Source organism: Agromyces sp. Y558 (assembly GCF_059445415.1).
The window spans coordinates 137,481-156,030 of record NZ_JCAIUH010000004.1; the positions used below are offsets into that span (position 1 = coordinate 137,481).

An 18,550-nucleotide genomic window follows, 5' to 3' on the forward strand; every position below is an offset into this window, starting at 1 on the left:
CCATGCCGAGCGTCCGGAGCACCGCAGCGCAGTGCTCGACCTCTTCGCAGGGAAGGACCCCAACGGATGAACCGTGCCGAGCGTCTGAGCGCAGTGCTCGACCTGCTCGCCGAGAGCGGGCAGGTCGACGTCGACCAGATCGTCGATCGTCTCGAGGTGTCGCCCGCGACGGCGCGACGAGACCTCGATGCGCTCGCCCAGCAGCAACTCCTCACCCGCACGCGCGGCGGCGCGGTCGCACACTCGGTGGCCTACGACCTGCCGATCCGCTACAAGAACCAGCAGAACCCCGGCGCGAAGGCGGCGATCGCACTCGCGGCGAGCGCGCTCGTGCCGCGCGGTGCCGTGATCGGCCTCTGCGGCGGCACGACCTCCACCGCGATCGCCGACGCGCTCATGTCGCGCGCCGACATCATGGAACCGGCGCCCGACCCCAGCCTGACCGTCGTCACCAATGCGATCAACATCGCCATGCAGCTCGCGATGCGCCCGCAGATCAAGACCGTCGTCGCCGGCGGCGTCGTGCACGCCCGTTCGTACGAACTCGTCGGCGCCTACACCGACGCGGTGCTCGGCAGCATCACCCTCGACCTCGCATTCATCGGCGTGAACGGCATCGACGCGGATGTCGGCCCGACCTCGCACGACGAGCGCGAGGCCGCCGTCAACGCACTCATGGCCGCGCGTGCAACGCAGGCCGTGCTCGTCGCCGACTCGTCGAAGATCGACAAGCGGGCGTTCGCCGCGATCGGTCCTCGACGGCTCTTCTCGACGATCATCACCGATTCGGGTGCCACCTTCGAGCAGCGCGAACGACTCTCCGATGCGGGCTACGACGTTATCGTTGCTTGAGTGAGCACTGCACCCGTCGTCATCCATTCCGCGCGTCTCGTGAGCGGCGCCGACACCGTCGCCGACGCGTGGGTCGCCTTCGACGGCGACCGGGTGAGCGCGCGCGGCATCGGTGACAGCTGGCGTGACGCGGTTCCACTCGCGTCGGCCCACGTGACGGATGCCGCGGGGCGATTCCTCACCCCCGGATTCATCGACATCCACTGCCACGGGGCCGGTGGCGCGGCCGTCGACGAGGGCGACGAGGCCATCGAGACCGTGCTCGCCGTGCACAACGCCCACGGCACGACCCGCACGGTGCTCTCACTCGTGACGGCGCCCGTCGAGCGGCTCGCAAGCGACCTGACGACGATCGCGCGATTCGCGGAGCGTGATCCCCGCGTGCTGGGCGCGCACCTCGAAGGACCGTTCCTCGACCGGGAGTTCCGGGGTGCGCATGATCCCGGGCTGCTGCGCGCCGCCGACGCCGCATCCGTCGACCTGCTGCTCGACGCGGCGGCGGGCGCACTGCGGCAGATCACGATCGCCCCCGAGCACGATGGTGCGCTCGCCGCCATCGGTCGGTTCGCCGATGCCGGCGTCAAGGTCGCGGTCGGCCACACGGGCGCCGATTTCGCGACGGCCCTCGCCGCCTTCGACGCCGGGGCCACGATCCTCACCCATGCCTTCAACGGCATGCGCGGCATCCACCACCGTGCGCCCGGACCAGTCGTCGCCGCGATGCACGCCGACCACGTCACCCTCGAGGTCATCAACGACGGCGTGCACGTGCACCCCGATGTCGTGAGGCTCGCCTTCGCCGGCGCGCCCGGTCGGGTGGCCCTCGTCACCGACGCGATGGCCGCAACAGGCTCCTCCGACGGCGTCTACGTGCTGGGATCGCTCGAGGTCGTCGTCGCCGACGGCGTCGCACGGCTCCGCGAGGGCGGCTCGATCGCCGGTTCGACCCTCACGCAGGATGACGCACTCCGGCGTGCGGTGCTCGAGTGCGGTATCCAGCTCGACGAGGCGGTCGGCGCGCTCACCGTCACGCCCGCCGCAGCGATCGACCGTGCTCACGACCTCGGCCGGCTCGATCGGGGGTTCGCCGCCGATGCCGTGCTCCTCGATGCCGAGCTTCGCGTCGAAGCCGTCTGGGCTGCGGGCGTACGGCTGCGCTGATCGTCGACGGGGCTCCTCGCCGATCGAGGCGGGGTTCGGAGGCGTGTTCCCCTTCGCCTCCGAAGCCCCCGCCCGTTCGAGCGGCGCATCGTTCCCCCCGATGCTGACCGCTCAGGCGCCGGCAGAGCCGGCGACCGTCTCGGGGTTCGGGTCGCCTGAGACGGTCGTGGGTGAAAGCGAATTCGCCTTCACCCAGAGAGACGGCGGGTCCACGCATCTATGACGCGCATTCCGAAGAAATAATCTGCGCGCGCGCTTCACAGGGAATTCTGCTGAAATGTACTCACCCCGTGACTCGCGTCATGAATTGTACTTCGACGCGTCTCTTCAGTGGGCGACCCGCGACTCCGCGGATCCCATCACCCGAAGGAGGCGAAGTGCCGCCGCTGCGCACCGACCGATCGGCCGACGCCGCGCTCATCGAGCGAACGCGCAAAGGCGACCGTTCGGCATACGCCGAGCTCTGGGAGCGGCACTCCGCATCGGCGCGCACCGTGGCGCGCTCGTACAGTTCACTCGACCCCGACGACCTCGTCGCCGAGTCGTTCACCAAGATCTACAGCACGATCCTCGCCGGGGGCGGGCCGACGGGTGCGTTCCGTCCCTACCTGTTCACGACGATCCGCAACACGGCAGCAGGCTGGGGCCGCGCCCGTCACGAGACCACCCTCGAGACGCTCGAGTCCTTCGAAGACCCGGCGACGAGCGAATCGGCGACGCTCGAGGCGCTCGACCGCGGCGCAACGGCACAGGCCTTCCGCGCATTGCCGACCCGGTGGCAAGAGGTGCTGTGGTACTCCGAGGTCGAGAACATGACCCCGCAGCAGATCGCCCCGCTGCTCGGCATGAGCGCCAACAGCACGGCGGCGTTGGCCTACCGTGCTCGCGAGGGCCTGCGCCAAGCTTGGATCCGGGTGCACCTGCGCAACCCCTCCAACGATCCCGAGTGCCAGTGGAGCATCGATCGCCTCGGCAGCTACACCCGGGGCAAGCTCCGGCCCCGTGAGACGACGCGCCTCGAGGCGCACCTCGACGACTGCGCCCGCTGCACGATCGTCGCCGCCGAGGCACGCGACGTCGGCTCCCGGCTCGCGCTCGTGCTCCTGCCGCTCACTGCTGGCATCGGCGGGGCGACGGCGTACTCGGCCTGGCTCTCGCAGGGCGCGCCCGTGGCCGAAGTGGCGATGGGGGCGGCGGGCATGCCTGCCGTGCTCGTCGGACACGGCGCGGGAGCCGGTGCATCGAGTGCTGGAACGGCCGGCGCGACCGGTGCGGGCGGTGCCGGCGCCGGCGCGACCGGTGCGGGCGCCGGCGCGACCGGTGCGGGCTCAGCGGGTGGCGTAGCCGCCGGAACAGGGATCGGCGCCCTCGGGGGCACCGGTGTCGTCGTCGGCGTGGGCGCGGGCGTGCTCGTTGCCGCCGTCGCGGTCGCCGCCGCGATCGTCGTGCCCGGACTCACGGCTCCCGCCAACCCGCAGGCTGCTCCGCCGGCCGCGGTGTCCGAGGCCGGCGACGCCGACACCTCGACCAGCACGATTCCGGATGCCCCGGTGCCGCTCCTCCCCGCTCCGCTGCCGCAGCCGCCGCTGGTCGAACCCGAGCCCGAGCCCGAGATCGAGCCCGGGGTCGAGGCTCCGGAGCCGAACCCTGCCCCTGAGCCGAGTACGGAGGCACCCGCCCCCGGACCTGCCCCATCGCCCCAACCCGAGCCGGAACCCGAGCCGGAACCGGAACCGGTCGACACGGTCGCCCTGCCGCCGACCATCGGCACCGTTGACACGGCAGGCGGACTCGTCGCCCCCATCATCTCGGGCACGGCCGAGCCCGGCGCCACGATCGAGTTCCAGATCGGCGGCGCGAGTACCGAGCGTGCGAGAGCCTCCGTCGCCGTCGCGAGTACAGTCGTCGCCGATGAGGCCGGCGCGTGGCGCTTCGAGCCAAGCGACCTGTCTGCGGGCACGCACACAGTGACCGCGCGGCAAACGGATGTTGCGCAGAACGTGTCGGAACCGGCCGGGGCCGTCGAGTTCACCCTCGAGTCACCCGAATTGGAGGTCTACACCGCGGGCCACGTGTTCGTGGCATTCGCGTCGGGCCGAAGCAAGACCCCGGTGCTCGTCTCGAGCTCTCGCTGGGGTTCGCACCAGATCACGCTCAACGGCGCCGGTCAATACGCCCTGCTCTCCCTCGGCCGCATCGAAGAGGGCGACACGCTCACCGTGCAGTACGCGGTCGGCGGCCGGGTGGGCCCCGCGAGCTCAGCGGTCATCCACCGGTGGGGCAACGCCGAGATCGCAGCTTCGACGCCGGCGGAACAGACCCCGCTCCCCGGGTAATCTGGGCGGATGACCACCGTCGCACCCCCCGAACACCTGTACCACTGGGTCGTCACGCTCAGCTGCACCGACGGCCCGGGCATCGTGCATGCGGTGAGCGGGGCGATCGTGGCCGCCCGCGGCAACATCACCGAGAGTCAGCAGTTCGCGAGCCACGACACCGGTCGATTCTTCATGCGACTGCAGGTCGAGTCATCCGCCGCCCGTGCCGAGCTCGAGCAGGCGCTCGAGCCCGTGACCGAGCGCTGGAACATGCAGTGGCACCTCGACGAGGTCGCTCGTCCTCTCCGAACCCTCGTGCTCGCCTCGACCGCGGGGCACTGCGTCAACGACCTGCTGTTCCGCCAGCGAGCGGGGCAACTGACCGTTGAGATCCCGCTCGTGCTCTCCAACCACGGCACCCTCCGCGACCTGGTCGACTTCTACGGGGTGCCGTTCGAGTCGCATGCGGTCACGGATGCCGCGTCGAAGTCTGCATTCGAGCAGCGCGTGCTCGCCTCGGTCGACGAGCACGACATCGAGCTCGTCGTGCTCGCACGATACATGCAGATCCTCTCCCCCGAGCTCTGCGCGGCGCTCGAGGGCCGCTGCATCAACATCCATCACTCGTTCCTGCCCGGTTTCAAGGGCGCGAACCCGTATCGTCAGGCGCACGCCCGCGGCGTGAAGCTCATCGGCGCGACGGCGCATTTCGTCACGAGCGACCTCGACGAGGGCCCGATCATCGAGCAGAACGTCGTGCGAGTGGATCATTCCCGCAGCCCGTCCGAGCTCGTCGCGATCGGGCAGGATGAAGAGAGTCGCACGCTCAGTCAGGCGGTCAAGTGGTTCGCCGAGCGCCGGGTGCTCGTCGACGGTGCACGCACGATCATCTTCCGCTGAGGACGCGGGTAGGCTTGATCGTCGTGACCGAAGCATCCCAGCACCACGAACCGCAGCCGAAGATCGGGCCGAACGACATACTGCGGTTCCTCCTCGAACTCTTCGCGTTCGTCTCTCTCGGCATCTGGGGCTTTCTCGCCTTCCCGCTCCCATGGCCCGGAGTGCTCATCGGCATCGGTGCGCCGCTCCTCGCGATCCTGGTTTGGGCGCTCTTCGTCTCACCGAAGGCGGTGCTGCGGGTCGACACGTTCGGCAAGGCGCTCGTGGAGATCGCCGTCTTCTCCGCCGCGGCACTCGGCTGGTGGACCCTCGGCCAACCGGTGGTCGCGGTCATCTTCGCGGTCGTCGCCGCGGTCAGCGGCATCCTGAACGGCCGCAAGGAACTCGCTCGCTGACCTCGCGAGCGCTGTGCGGGCGCACGGCGAGCCTGTGCGCCTCGCGCCTCGCACCGGCTTGACGATCGGACGGCGACGGATGCCTCGGCGTCGGACTCCGCACCGCCGGCAGCGCGGAAGTGACCGATGACCGTGGTGCTCGGCCTCGGGCCGGGTTGCATGGTCCAGCGCATGATCGTCGACGACTTCGATGACGAGGCCTACCTCAGCGCGCTCCCCGAGGCGCTGCCCCATTGACGCAGGCGGATGCCGCGGCATCCGCTCTGCAGCTCACGCAACGCAACCGCCCGCACACGTCAACCGTGCGTGCGAGTCAACCGCCCGCGCGGTTCAGATGCCTTGCCAGGCCGGCTTGTTCGCCCATGCGTGCCGGTAGTAGTCGAGGTTCGCGAGCCCGGAAGCCGCGGCCTCGTCGACGACGACCGTCGTGTGCGGGTGCAACTGGATAGCCGAACCCGGCTGACTGGCCGACACCGCCCCCTCGACGGCCGCCGCGACCGCGTGCGCCTTCGCCTCGCCGAACGCGAGCAGCACGAGATGCCGAGCACGGAGGATCGTTCCGATGCCCTGCGTGATGCAGTGCATCGGCACGTCGTCGGGAGAATCGAAGAAGCGGGCATTGTCGAGACGAGTGGCCGCGGTCAGCGTCTTCACCCGAGCGTGCGACGCGAGCGAGGAGCCGGGCTCGTTGAAGCCGATGTGCCCGGTGCGCCCGATGCCGAGGATCTGCAGGTCGACCCCACCGGCCGCCTTGATCGCCCGCTCGTAGTCGGCGCCCGCGTGCTCGATCGTCGCCGGGTCGCCGTTGGGCACCCGCACGAGCTCGGGAGTCAGCCCGAGCGGTTCGACCACTTCGCGCGTGATCACGGCTCGATAGCTCTCGGGGTGTCCCGCGGGCAGCCCCACGTACTCGTCGAGCGCGAAGCCGCGCACGCCGCGCACGTCGATCGAGTCGGCGGCGATGCGGCGGGCGAGTGCGCGGTAACTCGCGAGCGGCGTGGAACCGGTCGCGAGACCGAGCACGACATCGGGCTTCGAGCGGATGAGCGAGACGATCGTGTCGGCGACGAGGGCGCCGGCGGCGTCCTCGTTCTCTACGATGACGATTTCAGCCATTGGTGTTCTCCTACGAGGGCGGCGCCGACAGCGGCCGCGGGGAATCCGAGTGGGATGACCTGCACGCGAGCCGCGAGGTCGATCGATGCGAGGAAGGCCGACTCGGCCGCCCACTGATTCAGGATACGGCGTGTGCCGGCGACGAGCGGCTCACCGAGCGCGGCGAGCCCCCCACCGATCACCACGGCATCGACGTCGACGGTCAGCGCGAGCAGGCGCACCGCCGCTGCAACCCCGGTCAAGAACTGCTCTTGCACGGCGAGCGCCCGTTCGTCGCCGGCCTCCGCCGCGTCGAAGAGCTCTCGCGCGGGGTGCTCCGACGCGGTCGGCCACGTGCGTGCGATCGCGAGTCCGGAAGCGATCGTCTCGAGGCATCCGCGCTGTCCACACCCGCACACCACGCCGGCGGGGTCGACCGGGACGTGCCCGATCTCGCCGGCGACGCCGTGCCCACCGCGCATCAGGCGCCCGTCGAGGAGCACTCCCGCCGAGAGGCCCGTACCGAGGTTCAGGTACGCCATCGACGTCACCCGGCGCTCCCTGAGCCTGCCGAAGGGGCCGTCGGCTACGCCGAGCAGATGGTGCGCGCCGACCGCGGCCGCCTTCACGTCGTTCTCGATGCGCACCTCGACTCCGAGTCGATCGGCCAGGCGCCGGCCGAGGTCGAGCCCCTCGAGCCCGAGGTTCACAGCGTGCTCCACCCGACCGGTGTCGCTGTCGACCGCGCCGGGGATGCCGACGCCGATCGACGTGAATGCCGAAGCGTCGACACCTGCGAGCTCGGTCATGCGCTCGACCATGCGGATCGCGGTGGCGACGACCGCCTCGGCGCCGAAGCCCGTGGGCATCCGCGCCTGGTCGCTCAACTCTCCGTCGGCACCGATCGCCACCGCGGCCGTCTTGGTGCCGCCGATGTCGATGCCGAGCCTCACGGCGCGGCCACCGCGGCACTGAGCGCGTCGTCGACGAACTCGATGACCGCTTCGCCGACGAGTCGCGAGGCGCCGAACGTCGAGACGTCGGCATACGCCCGATCGTTCGAGGGCCAACCCATGTCGATCGTCACCACGTCGTCGCGCACGGCTCGCAGCGCATCGATCGCGGTTCGGGCGAACGGATGCCGGTGCAGGTTCTTGCCCACCACGAGCACCGTTCCCGCCAGCGCGGACGCGTCTGCGAGGTGCTCCTGCTCCGAGACGGTGATGACCTCGGTGTCGCCGAGCCATGACGGGTGCGCGCTGACGTCCTCTGCGGCGAACGGGCCCCACGGGGCCACGCCCACGGCGATGTTCGCGACCGTGTCGATGCGCACGACGGTGCCGATGCGCGGCGCCTGCGCGAGGCGTGCACGCGCGGCATCCGACACCTCGAACGCGGCGATGACGCGGCCGATCTCTTTCAGGTCGTGCGGCGGCTCGATCGACGCCGACACGGCGGGCCCGTCGGGAACGGGCGCGGCCTCGGCCGCGAGGACGCGGACCCGTGCGGCCGATTCGCGAATGCGTTCGACCGGAAGCCGGCGGGACTCGACCGCGGCCTCGACGGCCTCGACGATCTCGGCGATCTGCGCGGCCGTGTTGTCGGAGCCGATGCAGAGCAGATCGCAACCGGCGGCGAGGGCGCGTACTGCAGCTTCGGGTATGCCGTGAACGCCGCTCGCCCCCTTCATGTCGAGGGCGTCGGTGACGATGACGCCGTCGAACCCCAGCTCCCCGCGGAGCAGGTCGTTCAGAATCTGCGGGGAGAGGGTGGCCGGGTTCTCCGCGTCGAGCTGCGGAATGAGGATGTGCGAGGTCATGATCGTGCGGGAACCGGCTGCGATCGCCGCGCGGAACGGCACGAGCTCGCGCTCGCGGAGCGTCTCGAGCGGCACGTCGACGACAGGCAGGGCGAGGTGCGAGTCCGTCGCGGTGTCGCCATGGCCCGGGAAGTGCTTCGCGCTGGCAGCGACGCCCGTCTGCTGCAGCGCCGTGACCCAGGCCGAGGAGTGCCTCGCCACGAGCTCGGGGTCGGCGCCGAAGCTCCGCACCCCGATCACGGGGTTGTCGGGGTTCGCGTTCACGTCGACGTCGGGCGCGAACGTCACGGTGCACCCGGTCGCCGCGAGCGCTTCGCCCACGGCCCGCGCGACGCGTGCGGTGAGATCGAGGTCGTCGATGCGGCCGAGCACGGCGTTGCCGGGGAACGGCGCGCCTCGGTCGTGGAAGAGCCGCGTGACGTCGCCGCCCTCCTCGTCGATCGCGATCACAGCGAGAGGGTTCGCCTGGCGCAGCGACGCGTTCAGGCTGCGCAGTTGCTCGGGCGATTCGACGTTCGACCCGAACAGGCAGAGCCCGCCGAGCCCGCCGCGGAGCAGCTCGAGTACCCATTCGGGTGCGGTCGGGCCGTCGAAGCCCGGCAGCAGGGTCGTGAGGATGTCCCGGCGGAGGGCAATGCCCGCGCCGGTCGAGTCGATGCCGGTCATCCCTTGACTGCTCCGCTCACGAGACCGCCGACCATTCGACCCTGCACGAACAGGAAGAAGATGACGACGGGCAGGGCGATGAGCGTGGACCCTGCCATGACGGCGCCCCAGTTCGTCGCTTCGGTCGCCGACTGGAAGGAGTTCAGCCAGGGCGGGAGGGTGAGGTTGTAGCCCTTGAGCAGGAGGAGGGCCATCAGGAACTCGTTCCAGCTCTGGATGAACGCGAAGATACCGGTGGCGACGAGACCCGGTGCGAGCAGCGGGAAGGTCACCTTCCAGAACGCCTGCGCCTTCGAACACCCGTCGATCTGGGCCGCCTCTTCGAGCTCGGCCGGCACACCCCTGACGAAGCCACGCAGCGTCCAGATCGTGAACGGCACCACCGCGGCGAGGTGCACGACGAACAGCCCGAGGAGGGTGTTGATGAGGCGCCAGTCGTCGATCATGTTGTAGATCGTGAACATCATCGCCTCGCCCGGCACCATCTGCACGACGAGCACGCTCACGATGAAGACGACGCGGCCTCGGAAGGCGAAGCGGGCGATCGCGATCGAGGCGAGGAACGCGATCAGCGCGCCGACCACCACGACGGCGAGGCCCACGGTGAGGCTCGAGACGAGTGCGTGCGGAAAGTCGGTCTGACCGGGTGCCGCTTCGCGGGTCCATGCCGTCACGTAGTTCTTCAGCGTGAAGTCGAACGGCAGAAAGCTCGGGTTGCGGCTGATGATCTGGTTCGGCGGGGTGAACGACATGTTCACCATCCAGTAGACCGGGAAGACCGAGCAGACGATCACGATGAGCGCGAAGACGTTGAGCCCGAACCGCCCGGCGATCCCCTTGGTTCGGCCAGCGCGTCGGCCGAGTCGGCCGCCATCGCCGATCGTGGAAGCGGTACGCGTGGACGTCGTGACCGAGTCGGGGCTCTCGGCGATCTGGATTCCTGGGCTGACGGTCACAGCTCTGCCTCATCCTTCAGGGAGGAACGGACGTTGAAGTAGGAGATGGCCATGAGCAGGATGACCATGAACACGCCGATCGCAGCGGTCACGCCGAACTCGCCGAGGCCCTGCCGGAACAGATAGGTGGGCAGGATGTTGGTCTCGCTCGCGAGCCCTCCCTGCTGCTGCAGCGCATACACCTGGGTGAAGATTCGAAGGTTCCAGATGGTCTCGAGCACCAGTACGGCGGTCAAGACACCCCGCATGTACGGCATGGTGATGAGCCGGAACCGCTGCCAGGGGCTCGCCCCGTCGAGCGATGAGGCCTCGAGCACCTCTTCGGGCACCTGGCCGAGACCGGCGTAGAAGGTGACCGCGGCGAAGGGGACGCTCTGCCAGACGACGATGATGACGAGCACCATCATGAAGGACCACGGGTCGATGAGCCAGGAGTGGCCGCGGAAGTCCTGCGTGTCCGTGATGGTGTTGAGCGCCCAGTTCACGAGACCGTAATCGGTATCGAAGATCCAACCGAAGACGACGGTGGCCGAGAGCGGAGGCATCGCCCACGCGAGCATCAGGCCGATCGACACCGCGAGGCGCCAGCGCTTCGACAGTTTCGTCATGAGGAGGGCGATGACCATGCCGATCACGACGATGAGTGCCGTGAGTACGACCATGAGCCCGAGGCTGCGGGCGAGCACTGCCGGGAAGTCGGACTCGGTGAAGACCTCGATGTAGTTGTCGAAGCCCACGAAGTTCGGCGAGGTGCCGAGCATCTTGTTCTTGATCTGCAGGTCCGTGAAGGAGTTGACGAACATCACGATGGTCGGGTAGAGGACCATGACGCCGAGCAGGAGGATGCTGGGGGCGAGCAGCAGCCATGGCGCCCAGGGCAGCGGCTTCTTACGGGGACGATCGCCCGCGGAGTTACGCGGTGATTGGGGAGGTCTGGACTTCGGCGTGCGCGGCGCTGCGTCAGGCTCGGTGAGGGTTGCGCTCATGGCTGCTCCTCGGATGTGTCGCGGGGGATCGCGATTTGACTGATGGTACGTCTCGGGCGCGGCGGCGACGGCGACGGCGGGCCCGAGGATGTCGTGGAGCGGGGGGCGGAGCTGTGTGGGACTCCGCCCCCCGCGCAGGGGCTCGACAGGCTAGCTGTTGAGGATGTCCTCGATCTGCGCGTCGAGGTCGGCCGCGATGGTCGCCACGTCCCCGCCCTGGGCGATCTTCACGAGCGCCTCCTGGATGATCTGCGCAGCTTCGACCTCGGCCCACTTCGGAGTGGTCGGGGTCACCTTCGAGTTGGCGAGCGCGACGGCCTGGGCCTTGGCGATCTCCGTGTCGGGCAGCGATGCAGCAGCTGCCGTGAAGCCCGGCGTGAGGCCGCCTTCGGCGAGCAGAATCTGGTAGTCCTCGCCAGCCATGATGTCGAGCGCGGCACGAGCCTGCTCGGGGTTGGCGCTCTTCGTCGCGACGGCGATGTTCGAGCCTCCGGCGAAGATCGGCGCGGTCTCCCCGGCCTCGAGGCCGGGCAGCGGGAACGCACGCAGGTCGGAACCGTAGGTGTCGGCACAACCCGGCGCCTCGGCGTCGGCCGGAGCCGTGATCGACCACTGCACCCACGCGGGAGCGGAGAGCAGCGCGATCTCACCGGCGCAGAACGGCACCTGCGGGTCGGTCTCGTCGCCGTCCTTCGCCGCGTTGGACGCGTTCACGTACACGTCCTGCAGCTGGGTCAGGCCCTCGATGCCGCCTTCGCTCGAGAAGCCGGCCTTCCACTCGTCGCCGTCCTGCTCGGCGATGAAGCCGTCGTGCGCCCAGACGTAGGGAAGGGCGTTGTACCAGTCGCGGCCCGGAGCCCAGATACCCGAACGGGTGTCGGTCTTCAGCGCCTTGCCGGTAGCGACGTACTCGTCGAGTGTCGTCGGAACCGGTGTGGCGCCGAGGATCTGCTCGCTGTAGAACACGATACGACCGCCCGCGTAGTACGGCGCTGCGTAGAGCTCGCCGTCGTACGTGGCGGACTCGACGAGACCGGGCAGGTAGTCATCGGCCGGGAAGTCGGTGAGCGGCAGGAACAGTCCCTGGTCCGCGAAGCTCGCGGTCTGGGTGTTGCCGACCTCGACGACGTCGGGCGAGTCGTTCGACTGCAGTGCCGCCGCGTAGGTGTCACTCACGTCGGCCCAGGTCTTCTCCTCGACCGTGAGGGTCCAACCGTCGTTCTCCGCCTCGAAGGTGTCCTTGAGGTATTCGCGGGCTGTGTCGGGAGTGTCGGTGCCGACGACCCAGACGGTGATCTTGCCACTGTCGGCCGACTCGTTGCCACCACCGGCGCTGCAACCGGCGAGGGTCAGGGCAGCAGCAGCGCCGAGCGCCACAATGCCGAGTTTCCTCATTTGTCGTTTCCTTTCATGGGGATGGGGAGGCAGCGGGGGTTCGCTGTCACCCTTGGTGCGTGGAGTCCCTCACGAGACTCCGAGTTGTCCGGAGAGGACCATGACGGCCGCGCCGCGAAGGACGATGTCCTCCGCCTGCTCGGACATCCGGAGCCTCAGATCACGGTTGAATTCCGCCATCGTCCGCTTCCGGAGTGTTTCGACGGTCGCCTCATGAAAGGCGCCGACGAGCAGTTGGGCGGGGCCGCTGAGCACGACCTCCGACAGGTTGAGCGCACCGACGACCGGTGCGAGCACGATGCCGAGTCGGCGGCCGGCCTCGCGAAGAATATCATCGCGTGCGGATGCCACGGCGACCTCGTCGCCGGAGAGCTCGGCGAGCTGGGCGGTCAGCCGCGGCACGGCGAGCCACGCTTCGAGGCATCCGTCTCTGCCGCATGCGCAGTGCGGGCCGCCGTCGGTGCCGACGACCACGTGGCCGATCTCGCCGGCCGCGAAACCGCCGCCGATGACGGGTCGGCCGCCGATGATGAGGCCGGCGCCGACACCGTGCCCGATCTTGATCAGCAACAGGTCGTCGAGGTGGGACGAGCCGTGTTCGGCGAGGACGCCGACGTTCGCGTCGTTGGCGACGTACACGGGCAGGGCGAACAGGGCGGCGAGTCGATCTTGCAGCGCGACGTCGGTCCAGCCGAGGTTGGGCGCCGACCTGACCACGCCGTGCTGGTCGACGACGCCGGGTGAGCCGACGCCGACGCCGAGCACCGGCGTCGTAGTGCGCTCGGTGAGGCTCGCGACGAGTCGCTCGACGAGGAGTATGGCCGCTTCGCCGGTCGCACCGCCTCGCGCGATCTCGTCGCGGACGACGATCTGGCCGTCGAGGCCGACGACGGCGCCGCGGAACACCTCGTGCTCCGAGAGATCGACGCCGATGATGTGGAACGCATCGCGGTCGATGTCGATGAGGGTCGCCGGCTTGCCCGGTCGTGCGTCTTCGCGTTGGCCCAGCTCGACGACGAGCCCCTCGGCGATGAGGGCGGCGACGAGGTCGGAGATCGTGACCCGGGTGAGCCCGGTCTCGCGCGCGACATCCGCCCGGCTCTGCGCGCCGGCCGAATAGAGGGTCTGCAGCACGAGTGCACGATTGTGGGTGCGGGCGTGCTCGGGCAGGACCTTGCCGGTGGGACGGAGTGCGCGCGAACGGGTGAAGGCGGGAATGCCCGGGTTGGGTGCGATGAGCAGCTCGGGCGCCACCGGGGAGGTGGGGGGCGTCGGCACCGTTGTGACCGGGCCTCGCTGCGCATCCGTTGCAGTCACGTTTGTTAGTAAACCTTACGAACAAACCAACCCGCAAGTGTTTGCAACCACTTCTCCCCGACGTTATCGAGTTGTGACCAGTCCCGCTTTCGCATCGAGCCGCCCGCCGATCGCGCGGAGCGCCGCGAGGATCGTCACGAGATCGACCACTTCCTGCAGCACCGCACCGAGGACAGCCGGGATCACCCCGAACGCGGCGACGAACATGAGCCCGACGCTCACGATGATGCCGATCCAGATGCTCTGCAGTGCGATGCGAACGGTGTCTCGGCCGATCTCGACCGCCTTGGCCGTGAGCGAGATGTCATCGACGAGGATCACCGCAGACGCCGACTCACTCGCCGCCGTCGCGCCCTTCGCCCCCATCGCGATACCGACATCGGCGGCCGCGAGTACTGGCGCATCGTTGACACCGTCGCCGACCATGATCACCGGCCGATCCGCGACCGCCGCGACCTCGTGCACCTTGTCGGCAGGAAGGCAATCCGCCCGCACGCGAGTGATGCCGAGTTCGGCGGCGACGTGATCGGCCGTCGCCTTCGCGTCGCCCGTGAGCATCATGACGCGGTGCACGCCGAGTTCGTCCAGGCGCGCCAGCGTGGCCTTCGCGTTCTCGCGCAGCCGGTCGCTCGCGAGCAGCGCCCCGCCGAAGCGACCGTCGATCGCGACGTAGACCGCGAGTTCTCCCGGCGCGATCTCGGTGCGCTCCGCATCCGGCGCGTGCTCGCGTACGAAGGCGAACTTGCCGACGACGACCTCGCGCCCGCCGACCTTCGCGGTCACGCCGTTCGTCGCGGCTTCGCGCGCCCCCTCGGCTTCTGCCAGGGCCAACCCGCGATCCTTCGCCGCCTGGATCATCGACGTCGCGAGCACGTGCGACGAATACTGCTCCGCCGAAGCCACCGCGCCGAGCAGTTCGTCGTCGCCGAAGCCGTTCGCCGGCCGGATCGCGACGAGTGTCGGCGAACCGTGGGTGAGCGTGCCGGTCTTGTCGAACACGGCCGTCTTCGCCGCTGCGAGCTGCTCGAGCACTCCCCCGCCCTTCACGATCACGCCGTTCCTCGCCGCGCGGCTCATGCCGCCGATGAATGCCACCGGCGCGGCGATGAGCAACGGGCACGGGGTGGCGAGCACGAGCACCTCCGCGAAGCGCACCGGGTCGCCCGACGCCCACCACGCGACCGCGGCGAGCGCGAGCGAGAACACCGTGAACGGCACGGCGTAACGATCGGCGAGCCGCACGACCGGCGCCTTCGATGCGGCCGCGGCCGTGACCAGGGCCATGATCTGCTGGTACTGGCTGTCGGCTGCGGACGCCGCGGCGACCACCTCGACCGCAACCTGGCCGTTCACCGACCCGCTCAGCACGAGGTCGCCGGCGTGCTTCTCGACCGGGACCGACTCCCCGGTGATCGACGATTCGTCCATCGTCGTCTCCGCAGAGCGGAGGTTCGCGTCGACCGGCACGATCTCGCTCGGTCGCACGAGCAGCACGTCGCCGACCTGAACCTGGCCGGCGGGCACGTCGACGATCGCGTCGCCCTCCATGCGGTGCGCATGTTGAGGCGAACGGGTCAGCAAGGCGTCGAGCTCGCGCTTGGCGCGGCGGTTCGCGTAGTCCTCGAGAGCCGCGCCGCCCGTGAGCATGAGCACCACCACGAGGGCGGCGACGTACTCGCCGACGAGCACCGTCGCGACGATCGCGGTGACCGCGAGGATGTCGAGGCCCCAGTGCCCGCGCAGGATGTCGCGCACCATGCCGACGGCCTGCCAGGCCGCCACACCGAGGGCGTACACACTGAAGATCCACTGCACGGCGGCACCTGCGCCGGTGAGGGCGAGCACGACGCCGAGCAGACCGATGCCGATCGTGAGCGTGACGGCCCAGTACTGGCGGGCGAGCTTCAGGATACGTGCCATGCCCCCATCCTCCCGTGCCGCACTCTTTTCAGGAGTTTTTCGGGCGCACGGGTCGGATTGGGGCGATTCCTCCTGAAAAGGGCCCGGATTCGAGGGGGTGGTCCTGAGAAACGTGGTGGAGAGGGGGCGGAAACGCGAACGGGGGTCGGATGCCGCGGCATCCGACCCCCGTCACGAGGCGTTTCGACTACGCGGCGATGCGCGCCTTCAGGTTGTCGGCCAGTGTCGCGAGGAACTCCTCGGTCGTCTGGTAGCCCTGCTCGGGGCCGACGAGGGCCGCGAGGTCTTTCGTCATGGCGCCCGACTCGACGGTCGTGATGACGACGTCTTCGAGGGTCGCGGCGAAGTCGATGAGCTCCTGGTTGCCGTCGAGCTTGCCGCGGTGCGCGAGGCCGCGCGTCCAGGCGAAGATCGAGGCGATCGGGTTCGTCGAGGTGGGATTGCCGGCCTGGTGCTGGCGGTAGTGACGCGTGACGGTGCCGTGCGCCGCTTCGGCCTCGACGACCTTGCCGTCGGGAGTGGCGAGCACCGAGGTCATGAGGCCGAGCGAGCCGAAGCCCTGGGCCACGGTGTCGGACTGCACGTCGCCGTCGTAGTTCTTGCACGCCCAGACGTAGCCGCCCTCCCACTTCATGGCCGAAGCGACCATGTCGTCGATGAGGCGGTGCTCGTAGGTGAGGCCGGCGGCGTCGAACTGCGCCTTGAACTCGGTCTCGAAGATCTCCTGGAAGATGTCCTTGAAGCGGCCGTCGTACGCCTTCAGGATCGTGTTCTTCGTCGAGAGGTACACGGGGTAGTTGCGGTTCAGGCCGTAGTTCAGCGAAGCGCGGGCGAAGTCGCGGATCGACGCGTCGAGGTTGTACTGCACCTGCGCGATGCCGTCGCCCGGGGACTGGTAGACCTCGAACTGCTGCGGCTCGCCACCGTCTTTCGGGGTGAACGAGACCGAGAGGGTGCCCTCTCCCTTGAAGAGGAAGTCGGTGGCGCGGTACTGGTCGCCGAAGGCGTGACGGCCGATGATGATCGGCTTGTTCCAGCCCGGCACGAGGCGCGGGATGTTCGAGATGATGATCGGCTCACGGAAGATGACGCCGCCGAGGATGTTGCGGATCGTGCCGTTCGGCGACTTCCACATCTTCTTCAGGCCGAACTCCTCGACGCGCGCCTCGTCGGGCGTGATCGTCGCGCATTTGACGCCGACGCCGTGCTTCTGGATAGCGTGGGCCGCATCGACCGTGATCTGGTCGTCGGTCTCGTCGCGCTTCTGGATCGAGAGGTCGTAGTACTCGAGGTTCACATCGAGGTACGGGTGGATCAGCGTGTCTTTGATGGCCTGCCAGATGATGCGCGTCATCTCGTCGCCGTCGAGCTCGACGACGGTGCCTGCAACCTTGATCTTCGACAAAGTGGATGTCTCCTTGATTCTGGTGGGGGAAACGGGAAGCTTCGGGGCGGTCGGACACGCCGTCCGCCAGCTTACCGCGTCGCCTGATTATCTCCACATCGAGAGATATTTCGGCTCGACATCGAGGCGAGCGGATGCCGCGGCATCCGCTCGGTCGCGACGACACTGCGCCGCTCGATCGGTCAGATATCGGCCTTGTCGCGAATGGCCGTGAGCAGTTCGTCGATCATGGCGCGCTGGAGCTGCCCGCCGAGTGCGCGGGGTGTCGTCGACACCGGCCGATGGCCTTTGTGTCGTCTCGGCTACCGACGCGGAGCTCGCACGGGTTAGCCTTGGCTGCATGGCTGAGCTGAGACTGGAAGACCTGTCGGCGTCGAACATTGTTGCGGCGAACTCGCTGTCACTCAAGCCCGGCCAGGAACAGTTCATCGCCCCGGTCACCTACTCAGCCGAGTCGTCGGTCATCGATCCCGCCACCGCGTGGCAGCGTGTCGCACTGCTCGAAGACCGGGTCGTCGGGTTCATCCACGGCAACTTCGACCCCGAGAACGAGCACGAGGAGTTCCGCGCGTGCATCTGGCGCATCAACGTCGACGCCGAGGTGCAGGGCAAGGGCGTCGGCCGATTCCTCGCGACGGCGCTCGCCGAAGAGGCGAAGCGCCGCGGCTTCGACCGCATCACGGTGCTGTGGGAGCCGGGCGAAGAGGGGCCTGAAGCGTTCTTCCACCGAATCGGCTTCACCGACATCGGTGAGACCGCGTACGGTGACGTCATCGGTGCGCTCGAGCTCTGACGCGAGCACCGATCAGGCCCAGCGGATGCCGCAGCAGCACATCGACGGGCGCCGCCCTGAGCCTGTCGAAGGGCGCCGCCCTGAGCCTGTCGAAGGGTTCGTCGAGGCCGTACTCGTCGTGGTCGCCGACATCCCTTCGGGGCAAGTGGCGACCTACGGCGACATCGCCGCATTGCTCGGCTCCCGCGGCGCTCGCGCCGTCGGACAGGTGATGGCCAGGCATGGAGCGGATGTCCCGTGGTGGCGGGTCGTGCGCGCCGGCGGCCGGCCGCCGGCAGGCCACGCAGAGCGGGCGCGCGTGCACTACGACGCCGAGGGCACGCCGCTGCGCACGACGGCCGACGACGACGGCTACCGCATCGACCTCACCGCGTGCCGTTGGCGGGCCTGAACATCCTTGCGGGTTGAGGAGGCGCGCCAGCGCCCGCCACTCTGCGGGTTGAGGAGGCGCGCCAGCGCCGTCTCGAAACCCCATGTACGGGCAAGCAGGTTTCGAGACGCTCGCTTCGCTCGCTCCTCAACCCGCGAAGCCTCGAGACGCTCGCTTCGCTCACTCCTCAACCCGCGAAGCC

The 18,550-nt window shown here is 69.0% G+C and carries 16 protein-coding genes; 7 read left to right on the plus strand and 9 right to left on the minus strand.

The window, feature by feature from the left end:
* The first annotated feature begins 66 nt into the window (after positions 1-66).
* From AC1C2T_RS18175 to AC1C2T_RS18195, 5 genes are all read left to right on the plus strand, one after another.
* Positions 67-852 (plus strand): DeoR/GlpR family DNA-binding transcription regulator, encoded by a 786-nt coding sequence (locus AC1C2T_RS18175; RefSeq protein ID WP_495362884.1) that lies wholly within the window; start codon positions 67-69, stop codon positions 850-852.
* Positions 853-2,013, plus strand: a complete 1,161-nt coding sequence (gene nagA / locus AC1C2T_RS18180; protein WP_495386225.1) for an N-acetylglucosamine-6-phosphate deacetylase — start codon at positions 853-855, stop codon at positions 2,011-2,013.
* 377 nt (positions 2,014-2,390) lie between these two features.
* Positions 2,391-4,349, plus strand: coding sequence for a sigma-70 family RNA polymerase sigma factor (locus AC1C2T_RS18185; RefSeq protein ID WP_495386226.1), 1,959 nt, complete (start codon positions 2,391-2,393; stop codon positions 4,347-4,349).
* A gap of 9 nt (positions 4,350-4,358) precedes the next feature.
* Positions 4,359-5,231, plus strand: coding sequence for a formyltetrahydrofolate deformylase (purU, locus tag AC1C2T_RS18190; protein WP_495362887.1), 873 nt, complete (start codon positions 4,359-4,361; stop codon positions 5,229-5,231).
* 23 nt (positions 5,232-5,254) lie between these two features.
* On the plus strand, positions 5,255-5,626 hold the full coding sequence (locus AC1C2T_RS18195; protein ID WP_495386227.1) for a YrdB family protein: 372 nt from the start codon (positions 5,255-5,257) through the stop codon (positions 5,624-5,626).
* A gap of 330 nt (positions 5,627-5,956) precedes the next feature.
* Here AC1C2T_RS18195 and AC1C2T_RS18200 read toward each other — a convergent pair whose 3' ends face one another.
* The 9 genes from AC1C2T_RS18200 to AC1C2T_RS18240 all read right to left on the minus strand — a co-directional run bounded on the left by AC1C2T_RS18200 (position 5,957) and on the right by AC1C2T_RS18240 (position 17,185).
* Positions 5,957-6,742, minus strand: coding sequence for a glucosamine-6-phosphate deaminase (locus AC1C2T_RS18200; protein WP_495362889.1), 786 nt, complete (start codon positions 6,740-6,742; stop codon positions 5,957-5,959).
* Positions 6,721-7,674, minus strand: a complete 954-nt coding sequence (locus AC1C2T_RS18205; protein WP_495386228.1) for an ROK family protein — start codon at positions 7,672-7,674, stop codon at positions 6,721-6,723. The genes AC1C2T_RS18200 and AC1C2T_RS18205 overlap by 22 nt, the downstream gene beginning before the upstream one ends.
* Entirely contained in the window at positions 7,671-9,206 is a 1,536-nt protein-coding gene (locus tag AC1C2T_RS18210; RefSeq protein ID WP_495386229.1) for a glycoside hydrolase family 3 protein, read from the minus strand. The genes AC1C2T_RS18205 and AC1C2T_RS18210 overlap by 4 nt, the downstream gene beginning before the upstream one ends.
* Complete coding sequence (locus AC1C2T_RS18215; protein ID WP_495363111.1) at positions 9,203-10,087, minus strand: carbohydrate ABC transporter permease; 885 nt, start codon at positions 10,085-10,087, stop codon at positions 9,203-9,205. Before AC1C2T_RS18215 ends, AC1C2T_RS18210 begins: the two co-directional genes overlap by 4 nt.
* Positions 10,088-10,158: 71 nt before the next feature.
* Entirely contained in the window at positions 10,159-11,148 is a 990-nt protein-coding gene (locus AC1C2T_RS18220) for a carbohydrate ABC transporter permease (protein WP_495362892.1), read from the minus strand.
* A 150-nt stretch (positions 11,149-11,298) separates the two neighbouring features.
* Entirely contained in the window at positions 11,299-12,543 is a 1,245-nt protein-coding gene (locus AC1C2T_RS18225) for an extracellular solute-binding protein (protein WP_495362893.1), read from the minus strand.
* A gap of 69 nt (positions 12,544-12,612) precedes the next feature.
* Complete coding sequence (locus tag AC1C2T_RS18230; protein ID WP_495386361.1) at positions 12,613-13,785, minus strand: ROK family transcriptional regulator; 1,173 nt, start codon at positions 13,783-13,785, stop codon at positions 12,613-12,615.
* 138 nt (positions 13,786-13,923) lie between these two features.
* Positions 13,924-15,780, minus strand: a complete 1,857-nt coding sequence (locus tag AC1C2T_RS18235) for a heavy metal translocating P-type ATPase (protein ID WP_495386230.1) — start codon at positions 15,778-15,780, stop codon at positions 13,924-13,926.
* A 187-nt stretch (positions 15,781-15,967) separates the two neighbouring features.
* The gene (locus AC1C2T_RS18240) at positions 15,968-17,185 is read right to left on the minus strand and encodes an NADP-dependent isocitrate dehydrogenase (protein WP_495362896.1); all 1,218 of its coding nucleotides are present in this window, start codon (positions 17,183-17,185) and stop codon (positions 15,968-15,970) included.
* 340 nt (positions 17,186-17,525) lie between these two features.
* On the opposite strand from AC1C2T_RS18240, the gene AC1C2T_RS18245 reads away from it, so the two are divergent.
* Together AC1C2T_RS18245 and AC1C2T_RS18250 are read left to right on the plus strand one after the other, a co-directional pair.
* Entirely contained in the window at positions 17,526-17,978 is a 453-nt protein-coding gene (locus AC1C2T_RS18245; RefSeq protein WP_495362897.1) for a GNAT family N-acetyltransferase, read from the plus strand.
* Between the two features lie 25 nt (positions 17,979-18,003).
* The gene (locus tag AC1C2T_RS18250; RefSeq protein ID WP_495386231.1) at positions 18,004-18,369 is read left to right on the plus strand and encodes an MGMT family protein; all 366 of its coding nucleotides are present in this window, start codon (positions 18,004-18,006) and stop codon (positions 18,367-18,369) included.
* The last annotated feature ends 181 nt before the right edge of the window (positions 18,370-18,550 follow it).

Excerpts from the sequence above, each read along its gene's own strand:
- AC1C2T_RS18225 (WP_495362893.1), bottom strand. The coding sequence starts at position 12,543 with ATGAGGAAACTCGGCATTGTGGCGCTCGGCGCTGCTGCTGCCCTGACC.
- AC1C2T_RS18210 (WP_495386229.1), bottom strand. The coding sequence starts at position 9,206 with ATGACCGGCATCGACTCGACCGGCGCGGGCATTGCCCTCCGCCGGGAC.
- AC1C2T_RS18200 (WP_495362889.1), bottom strand. The coding sequence starts at position 6,742 with ATGGCTGAAATCGTCATCGTAGAGAACGAGGACGCCGCCGGCGCCCTC.
- AC1C2T_RS18250 (WP_495386231.1), top strand. The coding sequence starts at position 18,004 with ATGCCGCAGCAGCACATCGACGGGCGCCGCCCTGAGCCTGTCGAAGGG.
- AC1C2T_RS18245 (WP_495362897.1), top strand. The coding sequence starts at position 17,526 with ATGGCTGAGCTGAGACTGGAAGACCTGTCGGCGTCGAACATTGTTGCG.
- AC1C2T_RS18175 (WP_495362884.1), top strand. The coding sequence starts at position 67 with ATGAACCGTGCCGAGCGTCTGAGCGCAGTGCTCGACCTGCTCGCCGAG.
- purU (WP_495362887.1), top strand. The coding sequence starts at position 4,359 with ATGACCACCGTCGCACCCCCCGAACACCTGTACCACTGGGTCGTCACG.
- AC1C2T_RS18220 (WP_495362892.1), bottom strand. The coding sequence starts at position 11,148 with ATGAGCGCAACCCTCACCGAGCCTGACGCAGCGCCGCGCACGCCGAAG.
- AC1C2T_RS18235 (WP_495386230.1), bottom strand. The coding sequence starts at position 15,780 with ATGGCACGTATCCTGAAGCTCGCCCGCCAGTACTGGGCCGTCACGCTC.